The organism is Ruminococcus sp. 1001713B170207_170306_F1 (assembly GCF_015668065.1).
GTDB lineage: Bacteria > Bacillota > Clostridia > Lachnospirales > Lachnospiraceae > Blautia_A > Blautia_A faecis.
This window is the reverse complement of sequence record NZ_JADPEX010000038.1, coordinates 1-22,032: the sequence shown is the minus strand read 5'-3', so window position 1 is coordinate 22,032 and position 22,032 is coordinate 1. Positions and strand designations below refer to the sequence as shown.

Sequence of the window (22,032 nt, the reverse complement as noted above, 5' to 3'; positions counted from 1 at the left end):
TTCATATTTTATTCTCACTTTCCCTCTTCTGCACACAGAGAATTCAACTCTACAATCATCTGTTCAATCGCTTCACCTGGAATCACACTCAGAAATGACTTCAGCGGCATCTGGGCTATAATTTCCGGAGTCACAAGTTCTACTTCTCCTTCTTCTTTCTTTGATTCTTCTCCCTGTGATATCCCCTCAAGATACTCCATCATTTTTCCTGCTGTCTTCGGGTGGCTCATTAACTCTCCCATTGTCGTGGTCATATCTACAGTAAACGGCAGCGATACATCTGTAGTAAATGAAAGTTTGGCAGTTTCTCTTATATCATCACTGGCATGTCCGATCTGGATCTCATATGTACCTGACGGAGTATACCAGTCGTGAATCTTTGTCTCGTAGTAAGCAAAATCTCTCGCACAAAGCTCCATTGTAACCGTCTTCTTCTCACCCGGATTCAGAAATACTTTCGCAAACCCTTTCAGTTCCTTCACTGCTCTTGGCACGGTGCTGTCTTTGTCGCTGACATAGAGCTGAACTACTTCACTTCCTGCCATCTTTCCTGTATTCTCCACATCAATGCTTACCCTCAGAACATCTCCATCCTTCATTTCTACAGAAGAGAGTTTCATATTGCTGTAGCTGAATTCCGTATATGACAGACCATGTCCGAATGCCCAGCGCACCGGTACTTTCTTCGCATCATAGTAGCGGTATCCGACAAAGATATCTTCTCCATAGAGAACAGTCCTGCCGTCTCCGGGGAAATTCAGGTAACTCGGATTGTCTTCCAAACGATATGGGAAAGTCTCCGCCAGACGTCCCCCCGGGTTCGCCTCCCCGAATAACAGCCGGTCGCTGGCCTCCCCGATGCCTTCTCCTCCCAGATACATCTCCAGAATGGCATTTACAGACTCAGCCCACGGAGTTTCTACGGGACTTCCGTTATGTAGGACCACCACCACATTCTTCTGTATCTCAGCCACAACCTCTATAAGACGATTCTGACACTTTGGCAGTTCCATGGATGTTCTGTCATATCCTTCCGATTCAAAGCTGTCCGGCAGTCCGGCAAAGATTACAACTGCATCTGCTCCCGCAGCCGCTTCACACGCCTGTTTCAGTTCTTCTTCTGTCATTTCGTCACGCTCTGACGAGAAGCCCTTCACATACTCCACTGCCCTGCCTTTTCTCACCGCAGTTTCCAGAGCTGACACTACGCTGTCCGTATTGATGTGGCTCGATCCCCCGCCCTGGTAGCGCGGTTTCTTTGCAAATTCCCCGATATAGACTATTTTCTGTTCTTTTCTCAGCGGCAGCGCCCCCTTATTTTCCAGAAGTACGGCACACTCTGTTTCGATATCTGCCGCTGCCTTGTGATCCTTTTCCCTATCAAATACAGTCTCTGCTTTCCGGTTATCTGCGTAGGAGAAGACTACTTTCAGTATGCGCTCTACCGTTCTGTCAAGAATCTCCTCCTCCAGCTCTCCATTCTCCACTGCCCGGATAATCTTTCTTGTATTATATCCCTCTGATCCCGGCATCTCCAGATCAAGACCGGCTTTCAGCCCTTTCACCCGGTCATTTACAGCTCCCCAGTCACTGACCACATATCCTTCAAATCCCCACTCATCTCGCAGGATATCTGTCAGAAGCTTCTTATTCTCTGAAGAAAATACTCCGTTGATCTTATTGTAGCTGCACATCACAGTCTTTGGCTGCGCTTTCTTCACCGCCTCCTCAAAAGCCGGCAGATAAATTTCCCGGAAAGCCCGTTCCGATACTTCCGACGATATCTGCATACGGTCTGTTTCCTGATTATTCACGGCGAAATGTTTCATACTGGTTCCGATGCCTTTCGACTGTACGCCCCGGATATATGCTGACGCCATCTTACCTGTCAGATAAGGATCTTCGGACATATATTCAAAATTCCTTCCGCAGAGAGGACTTCGTTTGATATTAACCGCAGGACCGAGGAGCATGCTCACGTTCTCAGCCTGACACTCATCACCAAGGATCTGTCCCATACGTTCCATCAGTTCCACGTCAAAACTGGATGCCGTGGCGCAGGCTGCCGGGAAGCATACTGCATTCACACTTTTATTCAGGCCGAGATGATCCGCCGCTCCTTCCTGTTTGCGCAGACCATGCGGGCCGTCTGTCATCATAGCGGACGGAATCCCTAATCTTTCGATTCCCATTGTGTTCCAGAAATCCGCGCCCGAACAAAGTCCTGCTTTTTCCTCCAGCGTCATCTCTCTGATTAATTCTTTCAAGTTTCTACTCATTATGAAATCCTCCTTAAATAAATCTTACCCTCTGTTATCTGTGGGCTTCCCAGAAGGATACCGCTTCCTGAAGCCAGTTTTTCACTTTTGTTTCATATCCAATGCCAAATCCATGTCCCAGACCGTCAATGATTTTAACTGACACATTTTCTTTGCCCAGTACCTTCTCTAATTCCGGCAGTTTATCTTCCACATTTGCAAAACCGAACTCATCACCCCGCCCTACGATAGAAAATACCGCCAGTCCTTTGTCCTCCGGCAAAGCTTTGATATTCCAGTCCAGACCATACATAGGGAAGATCACCTTCGGTCTTGGCAGATGATTCTTGTGGCAGCAGTCCTCATAATTTGCAAATGAATACGCCGTGGTCATAAGTCCTCCTGCTGAAAAACCAAAGATGGCATAATCATCCATGTTTACATAAAACTGTTTTTGATGCTCCGTCAGATATCGGATCACTTGTGTCAGTTCCCTCGCGGCAGCCTGTCCCTGCTTCACCTGTTCTGTCTCACCCAGCTGCCTGCCGACCGGATAACTTATGACGAAAACAGAATATCCCATTTTATGCAGCTTCATCGCCGCAGGATACCCCTCGCAATCAGTTACATTACTGATAAATCCGCCTCCCGGAACTACAATGGCAAGTGGTTTTCCCTGTTGTCCCTGATAAAACATTCCCGTCAGATGTGACCTGTACGGATGACTATTCACTGCTTCCGCAGGATACAGATCCGGCACCAGCCTTGCCTGACCTTTCTCAACAAGTCCGGTTAGATAATGGAAAGATTCCAAGGCTGCATCCAATTGTTCCTCACGACCCTGCGCCTTTAAAAAATCCTTATACTTTACAGGCGCAATAGCTTTCAGCACGTTGTCCTCCACATTGAAAAACATATGTTTAAAACCGCCGAATACCGGATGCTGCATGAAAAATCCAACTTTGTCCTCCCCCGTTCCTGGACGGAAATGTCCGTTTTCATCGTAATAGCTGCTTTCCTTTATTTTTGGAAATCCGCAGATGCCAAGAAGTGCCGGCAAAAACATGGCACTTTTTTTGTAGACATATAATGTCGCACCGATTACAAATAATAAAACAATCACCACTACTGCAAAAAATATCTTCATCCTAACCTATGCCTCCTTTTCTTACTGATATCTTACTTTATACAGACTAAAATTACATCAACGAAACATAAGTGATTTACCGACCAAACTTAATAAATATCCGAGATTACTCTGTACACCTTTGCCCCCAATATGGTATATTTTAGACAGGTTAAATAAACTGCTGATGACCATAATCACAGTTCATTCATATCTCGAAAAGGAGAGAATATATATGATGACATTATCTACATTGAATCAATTTCTGAAGCAGCACACTCCCGAAGAAACCCATCGTCTGAACGGTGTAAAGAAAGATTATTCACAATTTCCTGTTGCCAGCGGTAAGTTTGATACACCCTGTTACCGTTTTGATACGAACCTTGAAGATCTGCGTTCTTTATTTCTTTCAAAGAAAGTTCTTCCGAGTTATTACAACTTCGCTGTTGTAAAACAGGATCGTTTTGAAAACGTACCTCTGCATATCCATGAGTGGCTGGAGTTGAGTTATATTTATTCTGGTTCCTGCACAATGACGATAAATAAGACTACATTCAGGCTAAAAGCCGGGCAGATGGTTCTGATCAGCCAGAATGCCCCTCATTCTGTCAAAAGATGTTCAGAAAATGATATTATCATCAATTTTCTGCTGACGCGCGAATATCTGAACGGTACTTTTTTTGAACGCCTGTCTCAGGATAATTACCTTACACACTTTTTCATTGAGGCTCTGAACACCACGATGCAGGAAAGCAGGTATATTGTCTTTTCCCCGGAACAAAAACAAAACCGGCTGGCAGATCTTGCCAACCAGTTTCTCTGTGAATTTTATTCTCCGTCCGTAACATCCGGACCTTTTTTAGACAGTCTTTTTACGCTGATTACCTGCGAGATGATTAATCTGTTCCAGCACGATATGGTTCTGGATCACGCCTCTGTGGATCAGATTTATACCATACTCCGATATATCGAAACAAACTTTGCGGACTGTACCCTTTCTTCTACAGCTGAGTTTTTTAATATGCACCCAAACTATCTCTCTTCCTACATACGCCAGCATACCGGAACCACTTACAAAGAGCTGGTCCAGACACAGCGGCTTTCTCAGGCGACAAAACTGTTAAGGAGCACCGCACTTTCCACAAATGATATCAGCCTTGCCGTCGGATATCAGAATACCAGCTTTTTCTTTCAGCTATTCCGCAAGAAATACGGATGTACGCCTATGGAATATCGAAACATGCTTCATGCTTCTGATACGCCAAATATGTGATATGTGGCATAATTGGCACCTCCGATGGTTCAATTGTACCATAATAGGAATATGTATTAAAATAGTTTGTTATCTAAAGTGGATTATACTAGTATACCATAAACATACTATTTTTAGAAAGAAATGTCCTATTTCATCCGTAAATAGATTGCAACTTTTTAAATCAGTTAAATTTGACCCTATTAAACCAATCATAAGCCCTATTTTATAGCAGTTTGGAGTCTTGATTGGTTAAATAATCGGTTTAAGCAGAGTAAATCAAACCAATCTTAAACCGATTAATCTTTTAATATATCTTATCAACCTCATCTTCATACACTGATTCAGTATGAGTATCAAATAGCACCCATTCCACCAGGTCAAAACAATCCGGATTATCCTGCAAGAACCGGTTTACTGTATGTACCGCAATCTTTGCTGCCAACTCAACAGGAAAACTATATATTCCCGTTGATATTGAAGGAAATGCATATCTGTATGAATGTCCTTAAAGCCTGCAACCTGCTCATGCATAATCATTCCCCATTATTCAACATATTCCAAAAATACTTTATCCTTAAATCCACCACGTTCATCAGCTTTCTTTGCTCTCATCGTCTCAAGCTCATCCAAGCTATAACCTCTTGCCACGCATATCGCCTGAAGAACTTCAAGTACACCAGCCATTTCTTCAAGGTTCTTATCAGCCTGATACTCTGCCACCTCTTCGTTAAGCTTCGTCTCCAATGCTACTATATATTTCTCGCCTGAGAGAATATGAGTTACACAAGTCTTTCCGTCTTTTTCTATTATTTCCGGTATTTTATCTCTAACTAATTTGTTATGTACCTTCATCTAGCTCACCTCGTAAATCCAGTTTCCAAAACCACAATTTTGTGCGGATTGGTATACTGGCATAATGATGGATTTCAATTGGCCTGTAAATTCATTATATTCTAGGCCTTCCCGATATACACGATTAATTCCTCATACAGTTCATCACTCTCTGCCTTAACTTTCATAAGACAATAGAGTACCACTGTACTAATAATGATTACGAACCAAATTAACACTTTGCCCATTCGACCACTCCTCTCAAATAAAAAGAGGAGCAAACCAGCTGATGGAATATTCCATCTCAAGTGCTAATTTAGTCCTCACTAAATGTTTTGATATAAAATTGTACCTAATCTAAGCACACAGATTCACTCTCAGACTGATTGCGGACATCTGTGATACTGACTTGGATTTTCGGTTTTGATATAACAGCGCTGCCTTAATCTACCGCTAAATTGGTATAAAAATAAGGACTAAATTAGGCATAACCCCTTGATTTTACTGGCTTTCATCTAACTTGGTCCTATTATAACTCAAACACCATTTTCCCAGTTAGAAATAGTCTGCCTGGAAACATTGAGGTCTTCAGCAACCTGTTCCTGTGTAAGTTTCTTTATAGTACGAGCATTTTTAATTTTATCAGCTATCATATTTCTGTATACCTCTTTTTTCCATGAAATTACAGCAAACGTAGTAGTAACGTCTATCAAAAGGCTTTTACATATTAGATAAAAGCATATAAAATTTCTTTTACATAGCTTAATTGTGGTCTATTTAGCCTGTTTTTTGACTACTCAGGAAAAATATTTCTACCCTCGCCCCACCTGTATTTTCAGAATTTGAAAGTTTAATACCTCCACCATATTTTTCAGCCACAGTTTTTGCAAAAAATAGCCCCATCCCATAATGAGCTTCGCCATTTCTGCTTGTGTCATCCATAAAAAACTGCTCTGTGCCATGCAATAATGCTTCTTTTGTAAATCCTGATCCGCTATCCTCCACAATGAATGTCAGTCGTTCATCCTGCTCCTTTGCGTCAATATAAATGATTCCATTTTCTTTTGTATGCTCCACTGCATTCTGAATCATATTCATTACGGCTCGAAACATTGGATCATAAGCAATCGTTACCTTTTTATCACTTTGTCCCGCCTTCCAATCTATTATCTGGTGATAGATTTCTGCCAGTCCGAGTGCCTGTTCCTTTATATCTGCGAAAAAATCTTCTAACCTCACCGTTGTATAGGTAACATCACTGCAATTCCATGATTTTGTGACATCTATCAACTGTTTTACATAACTTTGTATCTGTGTTGTGCCGTTCAAAACATAAGTGATATTATTCTTCTGTTCTGTGGTCAGTTCAGTCTCTGAAAGTAGTTCTGCATTTCCCCGTACAATCGTAAGAGGTGTTTTAATATCATGCGCCAAAGCAGACATCTGCTGTTTCTTTTCTTGCTCTGTTTTCCACTGCTTTTCTAAAGATTCTCGCAATGCATCTCGCATATCATCGATTGCCGATAAACAGTCATCAAACTCTTTGATACCGGAACAGGATGTCTCATATTCCAGATTTTGATCCTTTATTTGTCCGATTGCGTCTAATACAGGCTGCATCTGCTTTTTGATTCTTTTTCCAAAACGTATGGACGGAATGATGATAATCGCTACCGCTCCAATCACAGACATAAAACTCATCACATTCTGTGGTCCTATAAAATGCTCCCTCAAAAAAGCTGAATGATATTGAGGTGTCAGGCGATATTGCAATACAACATATTCATTTTCCCTTACAATTACTTTATAAAAATATTTCCCGGATGCGTTTCCGTACTTTGCAACATTCCATGCTATCTGTTCGTATTGTTCTGACAGATCTCCACCTATTTTCTCTCCATTCTCTGAAAAGATTACATAATCACAAAGTGCGGGAATCATCTCAGCAGTCACTTTATCTGCACGTAGAATCGTATCATATGCTTCATTAATCTTTTGCTCTGCATAATTTGCCGGATAAATACAGCCCACACTAATCAAAAGGTACAGCAGCAGATAAGCAACAATCACCAAACCAACTAATGATCCAAGCATGACCAGTACATATCTCATAAAAATCCTGCTGAGTGCATTGCTTCTCTTTATTCTTCCCATTTATATCCAATCCCCCAGACTGTTTTTATCGGTATATAATCATAATCCGCAAATTTTGCTCTTATATTTTTGATATGCGTGATAATAGTACTGTCATTACTCTCATTGTCAAAACCAAAGACCGCTTCCAATATCTGTTCCTTCGAAAAAACCTGTCCTCTGTTTTTAGCCAGAAATTCACAGATTTCGTACTCTGCTTTCGTAAACGGAAGTTCTTTATCATCCATCAACAGTTTCTTTTGAGACATCTGAATGCAGACTCTCCCTAAAACCATCCGGACAGAATGTTCCCTGTGCTCTCTTCTAAGATGTGCATTGATCCTTGCCCGAAGTTCCATCACTCCAAATGGCTTTGAAATATAATCATCTGCTCCTAAAGAAAGTCCGTTTACCAGACTGTTTTCCTCCGTTTTTGCCGTAAGAAACAAAATCGGACAATCCACAAGTATCCTGATTCTTTTGCATAATTTGAAGCCATCAATTCCAGGCATCATAATGTCCAGTAAAATCAGGTCATAACGATGTAATTCTTCCATATTAAGTTTCAGTGGATTACTTACTTTAGTAACCAGATGTCCATCCTTATTCAAAATGCTTTCTATCATTTCCAGAATTGCCGGTTCATCATCAACTGCCAGTATTTTTGCCATAGTTTCCCTCGATTCTATTCCGATATTCTGTTTCCTTCCCAGTGGTTTACCCACCAAAAATAGTATACCATACTAATCCCTGTAAATATTAAGCAACCTGGTATGAATGACAACCATTCACCTACACTAGTTTCTCCCAATACAGATTGCAGATAAGTATATGGTACTCTTCCCGTCCAGCAGACAAATACATATTTCCACACATAATCTCCAAGTCCGGTAAGCATCAATGCACTAATTAGTCCTGATATAATCCCTGCTCCAATGGATACCCCTTTTCCAAACTGAAAAGCCAGAATCAGCTGCCACAGATAAAGTGGAACACTGCTTCCCCACAGCAGCAATGCTGCAAATATACATCCTTTCATGATTTCGATATCGCTTGATGCGATTCTTCCAAATCCAATTCCGAATATGATTGCTGTCAATAGGATAGAGCACAGACACAAAACCAGTAGCATCAACAGTTTCGATAAAAATGCTGCAGGTTTATCCGGTAAAGACAACAGATTTTGAAAATCACCTGCGTTTTGTTCCTGTTCCATCACACTTGCTGTAAAAATTCCAATAAGTACCGGAAGTCCTGCTCCTATTGCCTGATAAAATGCAATCACTTTCACATTTTCATTCCATGGTGAAAAAAAGTAATATATTAAAAATATAACGCTGGTTAGAATCGGAATCAGTAAGTGTGCCAGAATCACAGATGTTCCTTTCATCTTTCGCAAGTCTGCATTCAGAGATCTTCCAATCATCTTATTTCACCTCTCTTCTCTCAAACCATTTCAAAAACAGAACCGTTACAAAAACAAACCAGATGATTGAGAGACACATTCCCGGAACAATGACTCCCGTATCCAAAAGAGGATTCCCTGCTTCTGCGGCAAGTCCATTTGGTAAAACATGAAGCAACGGGCACATCATCCTCATAGGAATTGCAGAGACAAGTACATACCAGATTCTGGTTTGTGATATTACCACACCGCTGACGGTAATAAACAGGCAGACGAACAGGTTTACAATCATTCCAAATCGTTCACTTAAAAATAAAGCTACCGGAATCTCCCATAACTCAGAAACCGTCAGAAACAATACTGCAATCAACGCTCCTCCAACTGGAACATGTGTCGTTAGAAGAAAGCCTCCAAGCGTTGCTCCTGCAAACACAATCACATTAGAAAACAAAATCATGTACCCAATATAAATAATTTTCCCCAGCAACAATTTTCTTCTGTCTGTGGGAATAGTCGTTAAATGATAGTATTTTATCTTTTTCTCCTGCGCCACAGAAAGATAACAAAATAGAGCAATCATCCCCGGCAGCAAAAGTGTATACCACCAGTTCCAAACACTTTCTGCATAAGCATTTGTCATCCCAAGAGTAAATATAAATGCCATGACAAATGTAAGAAGAGGAAATCCCCAGATAAACTTTTTTCGCATGGTTCTTTTGGCTTTTTGATGTTCTGCTTTTATAATATTAACCATGGATTTCACCTGCTTTCTGGTTTTTTCTTACCACATTCATAAACAAATCTTCAAGATTATCTCCCTGCTTTAATGCTCCTTCGTATCCTAAGATTCCACCTGAAATAATCCCGACTTTATCTGCAAGTAACTGTACCTCTGAGAGAATATGACTGGAGAGAATTACAGTGATTCCCTGTTCCGGAAAAGACCGGATCAGCTCTCGTAATTCCTCGATGCCTATTGGATCTAATCCATTCGTAGGTTCATCCAATATCAAAAGTTCCGGTTCTCCAAGCAATGCCATTGCAATGCCTAGTCTTTGCTTCATTCCCAAAGAAAACTGTCCTGCTTTCTTCTTTCCGGTGTTTGTAAGTGATACAATCTGCAAGACCTCATCAATTCTGTTTTCATCTGTACCAAGCAATAATTGTCTTACCTTCAAATTCTCTCTGGCGGAAAGATTTTCATAAATAGGCGGATTTTCAATTAACGCTCCTATTTTTGATAAATCTTTCCTATCCAAAAGTTTTCCATCAAAGTAAATCTTTCCTGCAGTTGGTTTCATCATACCAGTCAACATTTTCAATGTGGTAGATTTTCCCGCACCATTCGGTCCAAGCAGTCCATAAATCTGTTCCTTTTCTATATTAAGTGAAACATTATTTACCGCTTTCTGCTTTCTAAAATATTTACACAAATTTTGTGTCTGCAACATCATTTCCATCTTTACTATCCTTCCTTCCATATTTCATTTCTTACTGAAATATAACCTAACAGAAAAAAATAAAGATTTGATGAAGATTGCTAAATAATTCGTCTACTCTATTTTTATTCTCGTATGGAATAAACCATCAATTGAATATCATTATCAGAACTCGACTTTCCACTGAAATCAGCAAAGCTGTTACAAATACGAAGTCCTAATTTACCGAATATCTCCGTGATTTCATCCAAACTATATAACCTTATAGGATTTCCTTCTTTCATTTCAGGCTTATAAAGTGCTTCTCCATACATATAGTCTACCTGCCCATATATCAGCGTTTTTCTATCCTTCTCCCATTCAAAAGCAGATAATGTAAGTCCCTTTTCTCCTGCATCCCATAACTTGCAAACATCAAATTCTTTAGATAAGAGCTTAAGTGTATCAGTATTGGGAACGGTATCACCATTTTCCCAGCGTGATACTGCCTGCCTTGTAACCATAATTTTATCTGCCAGCTCGTCCTGTGACATTCCTCTTTCTGTTCTAAGTTTAAGAATTATCTTTTTTGTTTCCATAGTCGTCACCTCCGTTGTCTTTATCATATCGATAAATCCGCAGTTTGAAAAGCAACCTGTTGTTGCCATAAGCTATCTACATGATTTAGTTAGCTCTCTTTGGTCATGACTCTTTTTCTGTAGGAATTTGTCTTACCAATCACAGAATCCAGCTATGTACAATACTGGTACATCATTGGTTGGAAAAATATCCCCCACAAGATGTTTATATCGGATTCGTTGATCTATAGCATACTTTTAATCTCCCTGATTACACTTTCCCCCGTCAATGGTTTTGCAATATGTTTATTTATTCCTGCCTTTTTGCTGCGCTCCACATCATCCTGAAAAGCATTTGCAGACATGGCTACAATAGGGATAAGTTTTGCATCAGGACGATCCATTGCACGAATCTGTCTTGCTGCTTCCAGGCCATCCATAACCGGCATCATGATATCCATTAATATCAGATCATATTCTCCCGGCTTTGCTCGGGCAAAAATATCCACTGCCTCTTTTCCATTCCATGCACAGCGAACCAGCATGTTCTCATTTTCCAATATAAATTGTGCGATTTCCATATTCAATTCATTATCTTCAACAAGAAGTGCTCTTTTCCCTTTCAGTGAAACATTCTCAACGGATGATTCTGGCATTTTTAATTCTCTGTCTGAGGAAATCTGGAACGGCAATGTAATCACAAATGAAGTTCCTTCATCCACTTTACTGGTAAAACAAATCTGCCCTCCCATCAGCTTTACTAACTGGCTGACAATCGTCATTCCCAGACCAGTTCCCATATTTGCTTTCTGTTCCAGTCTGTTTTCCTGTGTAAAAGGTTCAAACAAATGCTCCTGAAACTCTTCCCTCATCCCAATTCCATTATCTGTACAGGTAAATTCGAATACTGCGGTCCGGTCATCTGAACTGATTTCCTGGCAGCCAACAATAATCTTACCACCCACATGGTTATAATTTACTGCATTACTTCCTATATTCTGCAGGATCTGCTGAAGATGAAGAGGACTTCCGACCAGCTGATTATGTATGATATTGACAGTTCCCACGTTCAATGAAATTCCCTTTTCATGTCCCTGCATCTCAACAATACCGGTCGATTCTCCCAGTACCTTGCGTAAATCGAAAGTTTTTTCTTCCAGCTGCAATGTTCCGGATTCCATTTTATTCATATCCAAAATATCATTCACAAGATTCAGAAGAAATCCAGATGCTGTCAAGATCTTATCTCTGCACTCCTGTTGTTTTTCCAGATCTCCCGGAAAATGGTTTGCAATCTGCGTAATTCCACGGATTCCATTGATTGGAGTTCGGATATCGTGACTCATTCGTCTGAGAAAATCTGTTTTTGAAACATTCGCTTTTTCCGCTTCCTGAGCGATCTTTTTTAACTGTTCCTGATATTCGAACTCCTGCTTTTTTTCTCCCGTAATGTCACGTGCTACATAAAGCACCTCCGTAACAGTTCCGTTTGCATCACGCTGCTTCACAATGAATCGTCCCATATGCCAGTGCCCATCTGCAGCAAGATATTCTCTCGCAACCGTTTCTTCCTGCTGCAGTCTGTCTGCCAGCGTTGTAACATCAAAAAACTCCCGCATGGATTTCTGATCCTCTCTGGAAACAACACTTTTCCGTGCGGTACGAAATGCTTCTGAAGCACATCCGTGACTACCTGTCAACCGATGCATCACCTCGCCCCCGACTACTTCTTCAAAACTGTCTGTTCGTAGATCCATAGAATAAATCGTCCAGTAAATCTTTGAAATTGCGGATATGACCGCATTGCTTTCCTGTGCTTCTTTCAGTGATTTTTTCAGAGTAACATTTTCAGAAATATCAAGGAATGTGGTTAGTATTGTTTTTTTCCCGTCTGATGTATAAAAAATTTCCGTTTTCGCAATCGCCGGTGTCAGATGTCCCTTTCTGTCAGGGATTACACATTCATAAGAAACAGCTCCGTCATGGTACCGCATATCCATCAGTTTCTCAATTACATTCTGATTTAAATAGGACACAGCCCCTATGAGTCTGCCAAGATTTTCCTGTGCTTCCTCAATTGTCTCCACTCCATAGATACGCATAGCCTCTGCATTCATATGGACAATCTCATGCTCTGGCAAGGTATAGGACAGCACTCCAACACTTATCGTATCCAGAAGTTCTTTATAATAAAAGATCTGGTTTTTATTTTCATCCTTTAATTGCTGGTTCTGTTGCAGCAATCGGTTCTCCAGAAGTTTTTCTTTTTCAAAATGGACAATATTTCCTGCTTCCAGATGGTAACCCACAAGCCTGATCATGTTGTCTGGAGATGAGACTCTCCTTCCTGTGCAGCGTATATAAATGACTCCTTTTACAGGATGCATATAACGGTAAACAGCTTCTGATTCATGGCTTTTCAGTTCTTCCATGTAATCCCAGAAGCACTCCCTCTCCTGCGGATAAATATGTTCTGCCACATACTCCATACATTTTTCCGGAGACAGATCTTCTGTAATTCCAAACAGTTCGTCTGTGATTTCATCTGTATACAGTCTTGTCTTTTTTCCTTCTTCAGACTCTACTTTCCAGAATCCGGAGTTTCCAGCCAGAAAATATGCCTGTATATCCTCATCGTTCAACTTTTTCATAAACATGTCCCTCTCGAATAATATCTTTAGATATACAAATTAAAAGCACTGCCAAACAGACAGTGCACCTCATTTCATGCAACTGGCTGCCATTTTACAGGCCCTGTAGCTTTGCGTCCCAGACTTTCATCTGGTTTGCCGATTTCCTTATTATAGCTTTTAAAATTATGCAAAAAACTGATTTTATTATACTCTCTCACTCCACTTTACACAAGGAAAACATCACCGCCTTAATGCCAAAAAAAGCCGGAAGCCACTTTGCTACCCGTGACCTCCGACTCGTTGTGCTTATTCTAATCAGTCCTTACATCCAAATCAGATCCTCAGCCTCATGGATATCCTTCACGCTTTTTTACCAGAGTATATAAGTTCCGGCTTCGTCATCATAATAGTACCAGCCATTTCCTCTTCCGATTGGCTCTCCATTTCCGTCTGACTGCTGATATGGGATATAGGTTCCGGTTTCCGGATCCCAGGAGTACAGATCATAAGGATCTTGTACATTTTCCTCTGCTTCAGAGGTCTGGACTGTTTCATTCCACTCTACGCCGGATTCATCGATCCAGGTGTCAACGCCATCAAAGGTATATACCGTATTGGTCCGGTCCATATATCTTCCATCAGCCAGTTTATAAACCGTTGTGGTATCACCCCTCAGATTTACAAGCATGGCAGTATCTGGTCCTGGGAAGTCGGTTTGATCTGTCTGGGACTGATAATTACCATCAGATGACTGCCCGGCATCCGACTGTCCATCCTGGTTGTCCTGACTGCTCGTCACATCTGTTTCTGTAGGTTCCATCGCTACAACATCCTCACGATTCTCAGGAAGCTGTACCACATCTTTGATAGTTTCAATTGCCTCAACTTTTGAGCTGCCCCATGGATACCCTTTGCCAGTATAACCAGCTGACGAAAGCAGTTCTTCAGCATTCTCCCCAAGGAGTTCCTGGTATGCATCATATACATCTGCTATCTTCTGGGAAAATTCCGCCTGTTCGTCGTTTCCTTTATCCGAAAGCCACCGGACAGTCTCACTTTTGATTTCTTCCTGACTAAGGCTGGTTTCGGTTCCCCAGTCCAGAAGATTGGCTGCCACTTTTACAGTTTTTAAGGAACTGCCTGCTGTTCCAGGCTGGACATCCGTGTTGATTTCATTCAGCATATTGTCCAGTTCTGTAACGGCAGAAGAGGTAGTTGTGGTATTTTGGGAGGTTTCATTCCCAGCTATAGAAGCCTCTGTGCTTTTCGCCTCCTGCTTTGCACTACTGTTCATCGTCATGGTACCTGTTACATCAGATCCGTCGCAGGCACTTGCTGTAATGACCATGGCTGTTAAAATTAATAACAATACTGACTTTTTCATGATCTTGTCTCCTCGTTTTTTATTGTTTTCATAACTCCAAAGTTCTTTTTCTGAAACACTTTGTTCCATATGTTCTTCTTTTGCCCATGCAGGGATGTGGGAATTTCCTGCTTCCGGTTCCCTGACGTGGAAATCAATCCTGTCAAACATTTCTTTCAACTCCTTTATTATCACTTTTGATGTTTCATTTTGTAAATCTGACTGATACATGCTCTAGTTTTTTCCATTTTACTTTTTCACGTCTTATTTTCTTTGCTCCAATCTACTAATTTGTTCATTTTTGAGTAAAACAAAAGACGCAGTAACTGCTTCCTATAAATCAGTACTGCGTCTTAGCGTCTCACTTTTCATTTCCTATTTCCTCAATATCCTGTTTTTTATCAGATTCCCCTATCTGGTTCATCTGATAAAAAACAAAAGAGGTTCCTTACTGGATATTATCTTACACGAAGAGCCGATACTTAAATAGGCTCATTTTCTATCAGTTTGTGTCAATTTTTTAGATAAAAGTTAATTTACATAGACACAGGCTTCTTAAAAATTAATAGCAGACAGAATACTTATTCTTCATAGAAATCCCTGCGGTACTGAGATGGCGTACAGCCTTCTGCCTTCTTAAACGCTTTTGTAAAGACTCTATAATCGCCATACCCGCACTGGACAGAAATTTCGCCTATGGAAAGAGAGGTGGCGATCAGTAACTTTTTAGCTTTTTCCATACGGCTACTAGTCAGGTAGGATAAGAAATTTACTCCAATCTCGTTTTTGAAAAGCTGGCTGATATAGGCTGGGCTGAGATGAAATTCGTCTGCCAGTATATTCAGGCTGATTTCTTCTTCCAGATGCTCCTGCAGATATCGGAGAACCTCACTTATAGTGCGGTTCCGCTGTTCTTCCGGGACTTCAGCCCTTTTCTTTTCATACAAAGCTATTTTCAGTCGATCGATGCAGGAGCCGAATTCCTCATAATTCACCGGCTTTAAAATATAGTCTGTGATCTGCATCCGCAACGCTTCCCTGCAATATGAAAAATCATCATAGCCAGATACAATAATAAATGCCATGTCCGGATAACGGAGCCTGCAGGTCTGGATTACTTTCAGACCGTTCATGATTGGAATGTTGATATCCATGATCACAATGTCTGGCAACAGTTCCTCTATTACGGTCAGTGCTTCCATGCCGTCTGAAGCCTCGCCCACCACTTGGCAGTCGTGCTCTTCCCAGTTAAACAATTTCTTAAAGCCTTCCCGGATCATGATCTCATCATCCACCAGAACCACACGCATTTTCTTCATTTCCCCGCCTCCTTACATGGCAAAAGCAGGTGCGCTGTCACACCGCCTTTTTCATTCTCTGCATACCATAATCCATATTTCTGTCCACACAGCAACTTGATCCTTTTTTGTACATTCAGGATCCCGATACTGTTCCCCTCCAGTTTTGCCGCCTGCTTCGCATAATTTGTAAGCAGACTGTTTACCTGTTCTTTTTTTCCTTCTGCAAACCCACTTCCGGTATCCATAATTGTAACCAGCATATCTTCTCCCGATTTTTGGGCAGAAATTACAACCGCCCCTTTATATCCCTTGTTTTTCAGACCATGGAGCAGGCTGTTCTCCACAAGGGGCTGAAGGATAAAATTGGGCACCTGCACACCGCCAAGGTCTGGATCTATATTGTACTCGCAGTGAAGGGACGGATACCGGTAACACATCAGTTCCATATAGGCATCCAGCAGATCCAGCTCATCATCCAGCTCTACCATCTGGCGGTCAACCTTTACGCTCATCCTGAAAAAATCTGACAGATGCATGAGAAGGTCCGCCACTTTTTTATCTCGGTTCAGTTCTGCCTGGATCCGGATGGTATCCAGGGTATTATAGAGGAAATGGGGATTGACCTGGCTTTTCAGGTACAGCATGGACATCTTCTGTTCTGTAAGCTCTGCGCGGATAATGTCCGGGTTCTCCAAGGTCAGGTAAAAAGTCAGGGTCATCAGCGTGATTCCCATTCCGCTGATCAGCCAGGTGTGGTGCAGCCCCTGGAGCACACAGACCATCAATTCTACGATCAGGGCTGCACCGATTGCAAATTTCTTTTTCGCATTGATCTTTTTCCAGTTTCCAAATAACATCCCGGAGCAAAGGAACAAATAGAATCCCACACTCGCATAACAGACATATGTATAAACGCCGTCTGAATAGTTGCCCCATTTTGTCTGCGTATAATAAATGGGCAGAAGCCATTCCCCCAGCTCAGATAATACAAGGATCACCCAGGCGGCTTTATCCATTTTTCTGGGCTTTCCGGTTTCTTCCTCTACCAATATGGCTATATAACGGTAAAATAAAAAAATGACAAGTGCCATACTTCCCATAAAAACACGGTGCGCAAGGTTATTTAGCAGCGATGGTACCGTATCCAGGTGGTTGACTGTATAAACCGTAATCCCGTCAAACGCCAGATAGACTAGCACCGTGACCAGCAGAACAGAAAATGTGCGGTGCAGTTTCGTTATTTTCTTTTCAGATGAAAAATAAATAAAAGCAACCATTCCCATCACCAGGAAAAGTGCGATTTCCATACGGATCATACTGGGTTCCCTCCCTAACTATGTCTTGGAATATTACTTTATGATCTCTTCTTTTGTTTCCAGAATTGCCTTTTTAACAGCTTTCTTAATAATAAAATATAATGATACCAATGTCAAAAGGTCAAAAAGCCGTTCGTGCTTGCACGATAAGGCGTTTGAACTTGGGACACTCCAAATATGAGAAAGTAGCGATTTACGCAGTAAATCAGCGGATTTCGAATATTTGGAGGATTGCGGGAGCAGCGTAGCTGGGTCGCAATCCGAGGTATCAAATGAGTGGCAAAAGATCTTTTGACCCTGATATCTTATAAATTAAAGTATATCCGATATCCGTTTTGGGGATAGGTCAAAATTATAGGAAAATGTGTCTGTTTTTTAGAAAATCATCCTTGCCGAAAAAATGTACCGACTCACATATTACAGCTCCGCCAGTATCTGGCTTCCTTTCTTTTTCAACCATCTATATAAAACCAGACATAAAAGAAAAGTAATTCCTGTGAATATTCCTGTATATCCTGCAAATCCCATTTTCCATAGGTCGGTCATTAAATAACTGGCTGCAAACAAAAGCGTATATAAAAATCCTCCAAAAAGATTAACCGCAACACAGGTACTCTGTTTTATTGGTGCCAGTTCACTGGTCCAATTTAGATTTGGCATTTTGAGGCCCAGGAAAAGTCCTGACAGTGCCATCAATAATAAATATCCCAAACCCAGTACAAAGCTTAAAAGTAGTTGTTCCCATGGACAGATTCCTGTCACTGCCATACAAATAACACAGAACAGCATGGGAATCCCTGTCAGCCCTGCATGCAGGAGCAGTTTAGCTCTTAGTACCTGCCAGGGTGTAATGGGAAGTGACTGAATCAGCCAGAGGTTTTTTCCCTCTAATGAAACAGATGGCGCTGACATATCATTCATGGATGCCAGGGCACAAAGGGCTGCACAAAGAATCAGCATAACAGAGCCCGGCCGATTCCCAAATACCTGGTTCAAGATCATGCATAAATCTTTTCCCTTTACCAGAAATGCAATACCTGCAACAGGCAGAAGAATAATTCCAAGCCCACAGTTCAGCATATAATTAGGGCTGGAGGTAAAATGAAGGACTTCCCTTCCAAGCAGTGCTGTCGGAATGCTTTTGCATTTTACAGTTTTTTCCCGGTAAACCTTATGCTCCGTTTTTCCTGTGGAGGTTGCAATTTTCAAAAAGCTTTTTGACATCAGAAGCCACATAACAGCGAACAAAACCAGAACTGCCACCATCACCACAAGCAATGCTCCCAAATCACCTGTACCAGACATTCCCAGTAAATATACCGGATATGCAAAGGATTTTACCTGCATTCCATATACCACTGCATTTGCCAGCAGTTCGCTGATCAGCCTTTGTGCCTGAAAAGAGATAAAATAATATCCACCAAAGAAAGCCAGGGAAATAATCACAGTGATAAAGCTTTTATGTTTCAGCTTCAGGCTGATCTTTGCTACAATCCAGCCAAGGGCACAGGAAAGTGTCATTACAAATATGGAAATCAGTACCAGATATAAAATACCACCTGCCACTGCTTTTACAGAGAATTCCACAGTAGCCCAGTAAACAATCACTGTCGGAAGTGTTACGGCACCTGAATACATCAGCCCCATCAGGTATACACTCATCAGCCTTGAGATCATGATCACAGAAACCTGTATTGGAAGGGAAAGAAGCAGGTCATTATCTTTTGAAAGATAAAGGCTGGAAAATGTATTAAATACACTTCCGAATGCTCCAAGCAGTATGGCTGTCAATCCCATGAGGGCAAAATAAAACCATTCTACCTCTGCCTCCGCCATTGGCTTACAGATCATAAGTGCCATGCCGGTAAATATTCCACCAAGCACGCCCACCATCAGCATAACAAACAATACAACATACGCGGCCGTCGCACTCTTTGAGTATGCCTTATTCTTTTTTGCGTTATAAAAATAGCTTCTGAAAATCTCCATCAACTGCTTTTTTACTAAAACCTTCAGCATTTTTCTTCCTCCAGTTCCAGGAAGACATCTTCCAGGGAATCATCACCTTTTACTTCCTCCATGGTTCCGGAGCGGATCAGTTGTCCTCCCTTGATAATTGCCACTTTATCGCACAGCTTTTCTGCCACTTCCAGCACATGGGTGGAAAAAAATATGGCACTGCCTCCATCGCAGACCTGGTGCATCATCTCTTTTAACAAATGGGCTGCCTTCGGATCAAGTCCCACAAATGGCTCATCCATAATGATCAGCCTGGGATGATGAAGCCACGCTGCAATAATGGCAAGCTTCTGCTTCATTCCATGGGAATATGCTCCAATAGGCTGTGCAAGATCCTGTGTCAGTTCAAAACGGTCTGCATATTTACGGATATCCTTCAGGCGTTCATCTGCATCCACTCCAAATATATCCGCAATAAAATTCAGATATTGAATTCCGGTCATATATTCGTAAAGATCCGGGTTATCCGGGATATAGGCTGTTTCACGCTTACATCCCAGAGGATCCTCTTTTATGGATTTTCCATCAATATAGATTTCTCCCTGGTCAAACTGTAAAATCCCTACTACTGACTTCAAAGTAGTAGTTTTTCCGGCTCCGTTGTGACCAATGAACCCATAAATTTCTCCCGGCTGAATGTGCAGGCTCAAATCATCTACTGCTTTCTTTTCTCCATAGGACTTTGTGACATGGCTGATTTTTAACATTATTCTTCCCCTTTCCTTTCAATGGTTTCCATTAACTTTTTTACCTCTTCCTTCTGATGATTGACGGTCCAGGCAGTCAGGCCATCGAAGAAAACAGCCCAGGGTGCCACTGCCATAAGAAGATCAAAACGCTTGTTGCACGGAATCTTCCCCTTCAGGGTCGCTTTTATATAAGTTACTTCAATATATGATATTACCAATAAACACCCAATTTGTAATTTTATAAACTGCATTTTCCTTTGCCTTTCATGAGTTCACCTTATCTCCAACCTGGTTAAAATTATAGACCGAAACTCGTGAAACAAATAGGTTCTAATTCTAGGAAAATGTGTCAATTTTTTAGGAATCTGCCGCCAGGCGGCTGCTTCACTATAAAAAGAATCCCCCACCTTATTAAGGTATTAAAAACAGAACCACTGATTTCTCAATGATTCCGTTTTTCTGCTTTTCATATTCGTATTAAGGAAAGCTATGCAAAAAAGCATGTGCATCGAAAAGTAGCAGATTTATATGAATATCTGTATATCTATTGCGGAGAAGCACGAGGAAATGTTTTATATGGAACTGTTACGCCGGAAACGCTAACCGAATTCCAAATGACTGAAGAGGAAGCATTTGTGCTGTCGCATAAAAACATGATAAAAAATACACTTTTGTCAACAGCAGACGGAGCGTTGTATGGATACGGAAATATGATGGAAATATCTAAGGAAAATATGATAAATTTTGTTTGCAGCAGCGACATGCCAATAATTGTTGTGAAAGGAAAAAACGGCAGATGCGGAGCTGCATACGCACTTCTCCAAAAAGTTAACCAGAAAATATTAGAGCTTTATCCGAACGGTTATTATTTAATCCCATCATCTACCAAAGAAATGATTGTTGTCGCAAGAAATTCAATGCCGCTTGAAGAGATGAAAGAAATGGTAAGTAATATAAACGGAATGCCTGATAAAGTAAAACCGGAAGAAATCTTAAGTAACAGTATTTATGAGTTCATTGATGGAATGCTTCAGATTGTAAAATAAGGTCTCACATGTACCGGAAGCCTTCCGCCATACACATCATCCGCCTTTTCACACAGAAGGTTGAACATCTGCGTATAGATCATAGAAATCAGGAAGTTAAATGTCGCATCCGCATCTGACATGATCAGAAACAGGGCAATCTTTTCATCTCCCAGGGTATCCAGTTCCAGCTCATCATAAGCTGTAATATCCCGCAGCTCCTTGAATAGCGATAGGTAATCCTTTGATGTTATCTCCGGATTTTCCCCCGCCCTAAACCGGGCATGAACCTTTCAGCTCACCCGGCTTGCCATCGGGAACAGAATTTATTTCATCTCAATAACTCTCAACGTGGACAAGGCTTCCGTCACTTTTACCTCTTTGCAGGAAAATCCCACGTAGAGTTTATATGCGACAACGTGTCGCTGCACTGTCAAATGGTGCCAGTCTTGCACCACAGGAAACGAGGATGGATTTTGCGGTCTTGCCAGTAACAAAATGTCAATAGTTTTTTAATCACTTTTTTCAAAAATGCAAAAAAAATAGAACGTATAGATTATTTCCATACGCTCTATCTCACATTTCATATTAAATTTTTGAATTCTACAAACTGTTAAGGAAACAATCGGAGTTGGTGTAAACGAAAAAGCAGCCTTGAGTTCTGATAAAAACTGCCCTTTCG

20 protein-coding genes, 1 pseudogene and 1 riboswitch are annotated in these 22,032 nt (G+C 41.2%); of the genes and pseudogenes, 2 read left to right on the top strand and 19 right to left on the bottom strand.

Annotated elements, in window-relative coordinates; genetic code table 11:
- Positions 1-14: 14 nt before the first annotated feature.
- Both I4V84_RS18105 and I4V84_RS18100 read right to left on the bottom strand, forming a co-directional pair.
- Positions 15-2,279: a glycoside hydrolase family 3 C-terminal domain-containing protein gene (locus I4V84_RS18105; RefSeq protein ID WP_117854327.1), complete on the bottom strand. Its 2,265-nt coding sequence runs from the start codon at positions 2,277-2,279 to the stop codon at positions 15-17.
- Between the two features lie 34 nt (positions 2,280-2,313).
- Positions 2,314-3,405 carry an alpha/beta hydrolase gene (locus I4V84_RS18100; protein WP_117854326.1) on the bottom strand — a complete coding sequence of 364 codons (1,092 nt, stop codon included), beginning with the start codon at positions 3,403-3,405 and terminating at the stop codon, positions 2,314-2,316.
- Positions 3,406-3,619: 214 nt separating this feature from the next.
- Between I4V84_RS18100 and I4V84_RS18095 the strand changes: the two genes are divergently transcribed.
- Positions 3,620-4,657, top strand: a complete 1,038-nt coding sequence (locus I4V84_RS18095; protein ID WP_178105360.1) for an AraC family transcriptional regulator — start codon at positions 3,620-3,622, stop codon at positions 4,655-4,657.
- Positions 4,658-5,182: 525 nt separating this feature from the next.
- Here I4V84_RS18095 and I4V84_RS18090 read toward each other — a convergent pair.
- From I4V84_RS18090 to I4V84_RS18015, 16 genes are all read right to left on the bottom strand, one after another.
- Positions 5,183-5,491, bottom strand: a complete 309-nt coding sequence (locus I4V84_RS18090) for a nucleoside triphosphate pyrophosphohydrolase (RefSeq protein ID WP_117854323.1) — start codon at positions 5,489-5,491, stop codon at positions 5,183-5,185.
- 101 nt (positions 5,492-5,592) lie between these two features.
- Positions 5,593-5,718: a hypothetical protein gene (locus tag I4V84_RS20195; RefSeq protein ID WP_262579799.1), complete on the bottom strand. Its 126-nt coding sequence runs from the start codon at positions 5,716-5,718 to the stop codon at positions 5,593-5,595.
- A gap of 288 nt (positions 5,719-6,006) precedes the next feature.
- Positions 6,007-6,123: a helix-turn-helix transcriptional regulator gene (locus tag I4V84_RS18085; protein ID WP_117854322.1), complete on the bottom strand. Its 117-nt coding sequence runs from the start codon at positions 6,121-6,123 to the stop codon at positions 6,007-6,009.
- Positions 6,124-6,247: 124 nt separating this feature from the next.
- Positions 6,248-7,624, bottom strand: coding sequence for a HAMP domain-containing sensor histidine kinase (locus tag I4V84_RS18080; protein ID WP_117854321.1), 1,377 nt, complete (start codon positions 7,622-7,624; stop codon positions 6,248-6,250).
- Positions 7,612-8,274, bottom strand: coding sequence for a response regulator transcription factor (locus tag I4V84_RS18075; RefSeq protein ID WP_195993078.1), 663 nt, complete (start codon positions 8,272-8,274; stop codon positions 7,612-7,614). The genes I4V84_RS18080 and I4V84_RS18075 overlap by 13 nt, the downstream gene beginning before the upstream one ends.
- A gap of 14 nt (positions 8,275-8,288) precedes the next feature.
- Entirely contained in the window at positions 8,289-9,029 is a 741-nt protein-coding gene (locus tag I4V84_RS18070) for a lantibiotic immunity ABC transporter MutG family permease subunit (RefSeq protein WP_117854319.1), read from the bottom strand.
- A 1-nt stretch (position 9,030) separates the two neighbouring features.
- Complete coding sequence (locus I4V84_RS18065) at positions 9,031-9,762, bottom strand: lantibiotic immunity ABC transporter MutE/EpiE family permease subunit (RefSeq protein WP_055225702.1); 732 nt, start codon at positions 9,760-9,762, stop codon at positions 9,031-9,033.
- The gene (locus I4V84_RS18060) at positions 9,755-10,468 is read right to left on the bottom strand and encodes a lantibiotic protection ABC transporter ATP-binding protein (RefSeq protein ID WP_117854318.1); all 714 of its coding nucleotides are present in this window, start codon (positions 10,466-10,468) and stop codon (positions 9,755-9,757) included. The genes I4V84_RS18065 and I4V84_RS18060 overlap by 8 nt, the downstream gene beginning before the upstream one ends.
- Positions 10,469-10,572: 104 nt before the next feature.
- The gene (locus I4V84_RS20040; RefSeq protein ID WP_243000335.1) at positions 10,573-11,025 is read right to left on the bottom strand and encodes a helix-turn-helix domain-containing protein; all 453 of its coding nucleotides are present in this window, start codon (positions 11,023-11,025) and stop codon (positions 10,573-10,575) included.
- A gap of 224 nt (positions 11,026-11,249) precedes the next feature.
- Entirely contained in the window at positions 11,250-13,655 is a 2,406-nt protein-coding gene (locus I4V84_RS18045) for an ATP-binding protein (protein ID WP_187564877.1), read from the bottom strand.
- Positions 13,656-13,729: 74 nt separating this feature from the next.
- Positions 13,730-13,805, bottom strand: a riboswitch (cyclic di-GMP riboswitch).
- Positions 13,806-14,007: 202 nt separating this feature from the next.
- Entirely contained in the window at positions 14,008-15,171 is a 1,164-nt protein-coding gene (locus I4V84_RS18040) for a hypothetical protein (RefSeq protein ID WP_187564876.1), read from the bottom strand.
- A 410-nt stretch (positions 15,172-15,581) separates the two neighbouring features.
- A complete protein-coding gene (locus tag I4V84_RS18035) occupies positions 15,582-16,319 on the bottom strand; it encodes a helix-turn-helix domain-containing protein (RefSeq protein WP_195993077.1) in 738 nt (245 codons plus the stop codon).
- Complete coding sequence (locus I4V84_RS18030; RefSeq protein WP_195993076.1) at positions 16,316-17,617, bottom strand: histidine kinase; 1,302 nt, start codon at positions 17,615-17,617, stop codon at positions 16,316-16,318. Before I4V84_RS18030 ends, I4V84_RS18035 begins: the two co-directional genes overlap by 4 nt.
- A gap of 417 nt (positions 17,618-18,034) precedes the next feature.
- Complete coding sequence (locus I4V84_RS18025) at positions 18,035-19,636, bottom strand: hypothetical protein (protein WP_195993075.1); 1,602 nt, start codon at positions 19,634-19,636, stop codon at positions 18,035-18,037.
- The gene (locus tag I4V84_RS18020) at positions 19,630-20,343 is read right to left on the bottom strand and encodes an ABC transporter ATP-binding protein (protein WP_173717349.1); all 714 of its coding nucleotides are present in this window, start codon (positions 20,341-20,343) and stop codon (positions 19,630-19,632) included. The genes I4V84_RS18025 and I4V84_RS18020 overlap by 7 nt, the downstream gene beginning before the upstream one ends.
- Positions 20,343-20,543: a hypothetical protein gene (locus tag I4V84_RS18015; RefSeq protein ID WP_173717348.1), complete on the bottom strand. Its 201-nt coding sequence runs from the start codon at positions 20,541-20,543 to the stop codon at positions 20,343-20,345. The genes I4V84_RS18020 and I4V84_RS18015 overlap by 1 nt, the downstream gene beginning before the upstream one ends.
- Before the next feature lie 252 nt (positions 20,544-20,795).
- On the opposite strand from I4V84_RS18015, the gene I4V84_RS18010 reads away from it, so the two are divergent.
- Entirely contained in the window at positions 20,796-21,371 is a 576-nt protein-coding gene (locus I4V84_RS18010; protein WP_319017831.1) for a DUF5688 family protein, read from the top strand.
- A 2-nt stretch (positions 21,372-21,373) separates the two neighbouring features.
- On the opposite strand, the pseudogene I4V84_RS19710 reads toward I4V84_RS18010, so the two are convergent.
- Positions 21,374-21,586 (bottom strand): annotated as a pseudogene (locus I4V84_RS19710) (type IV secretory system conjugative DNA transfer family protein); the annotation flags it as partial.
- Between the last annotated feature and the right edge of the window lie 446 nt (positions 21,587-22,032).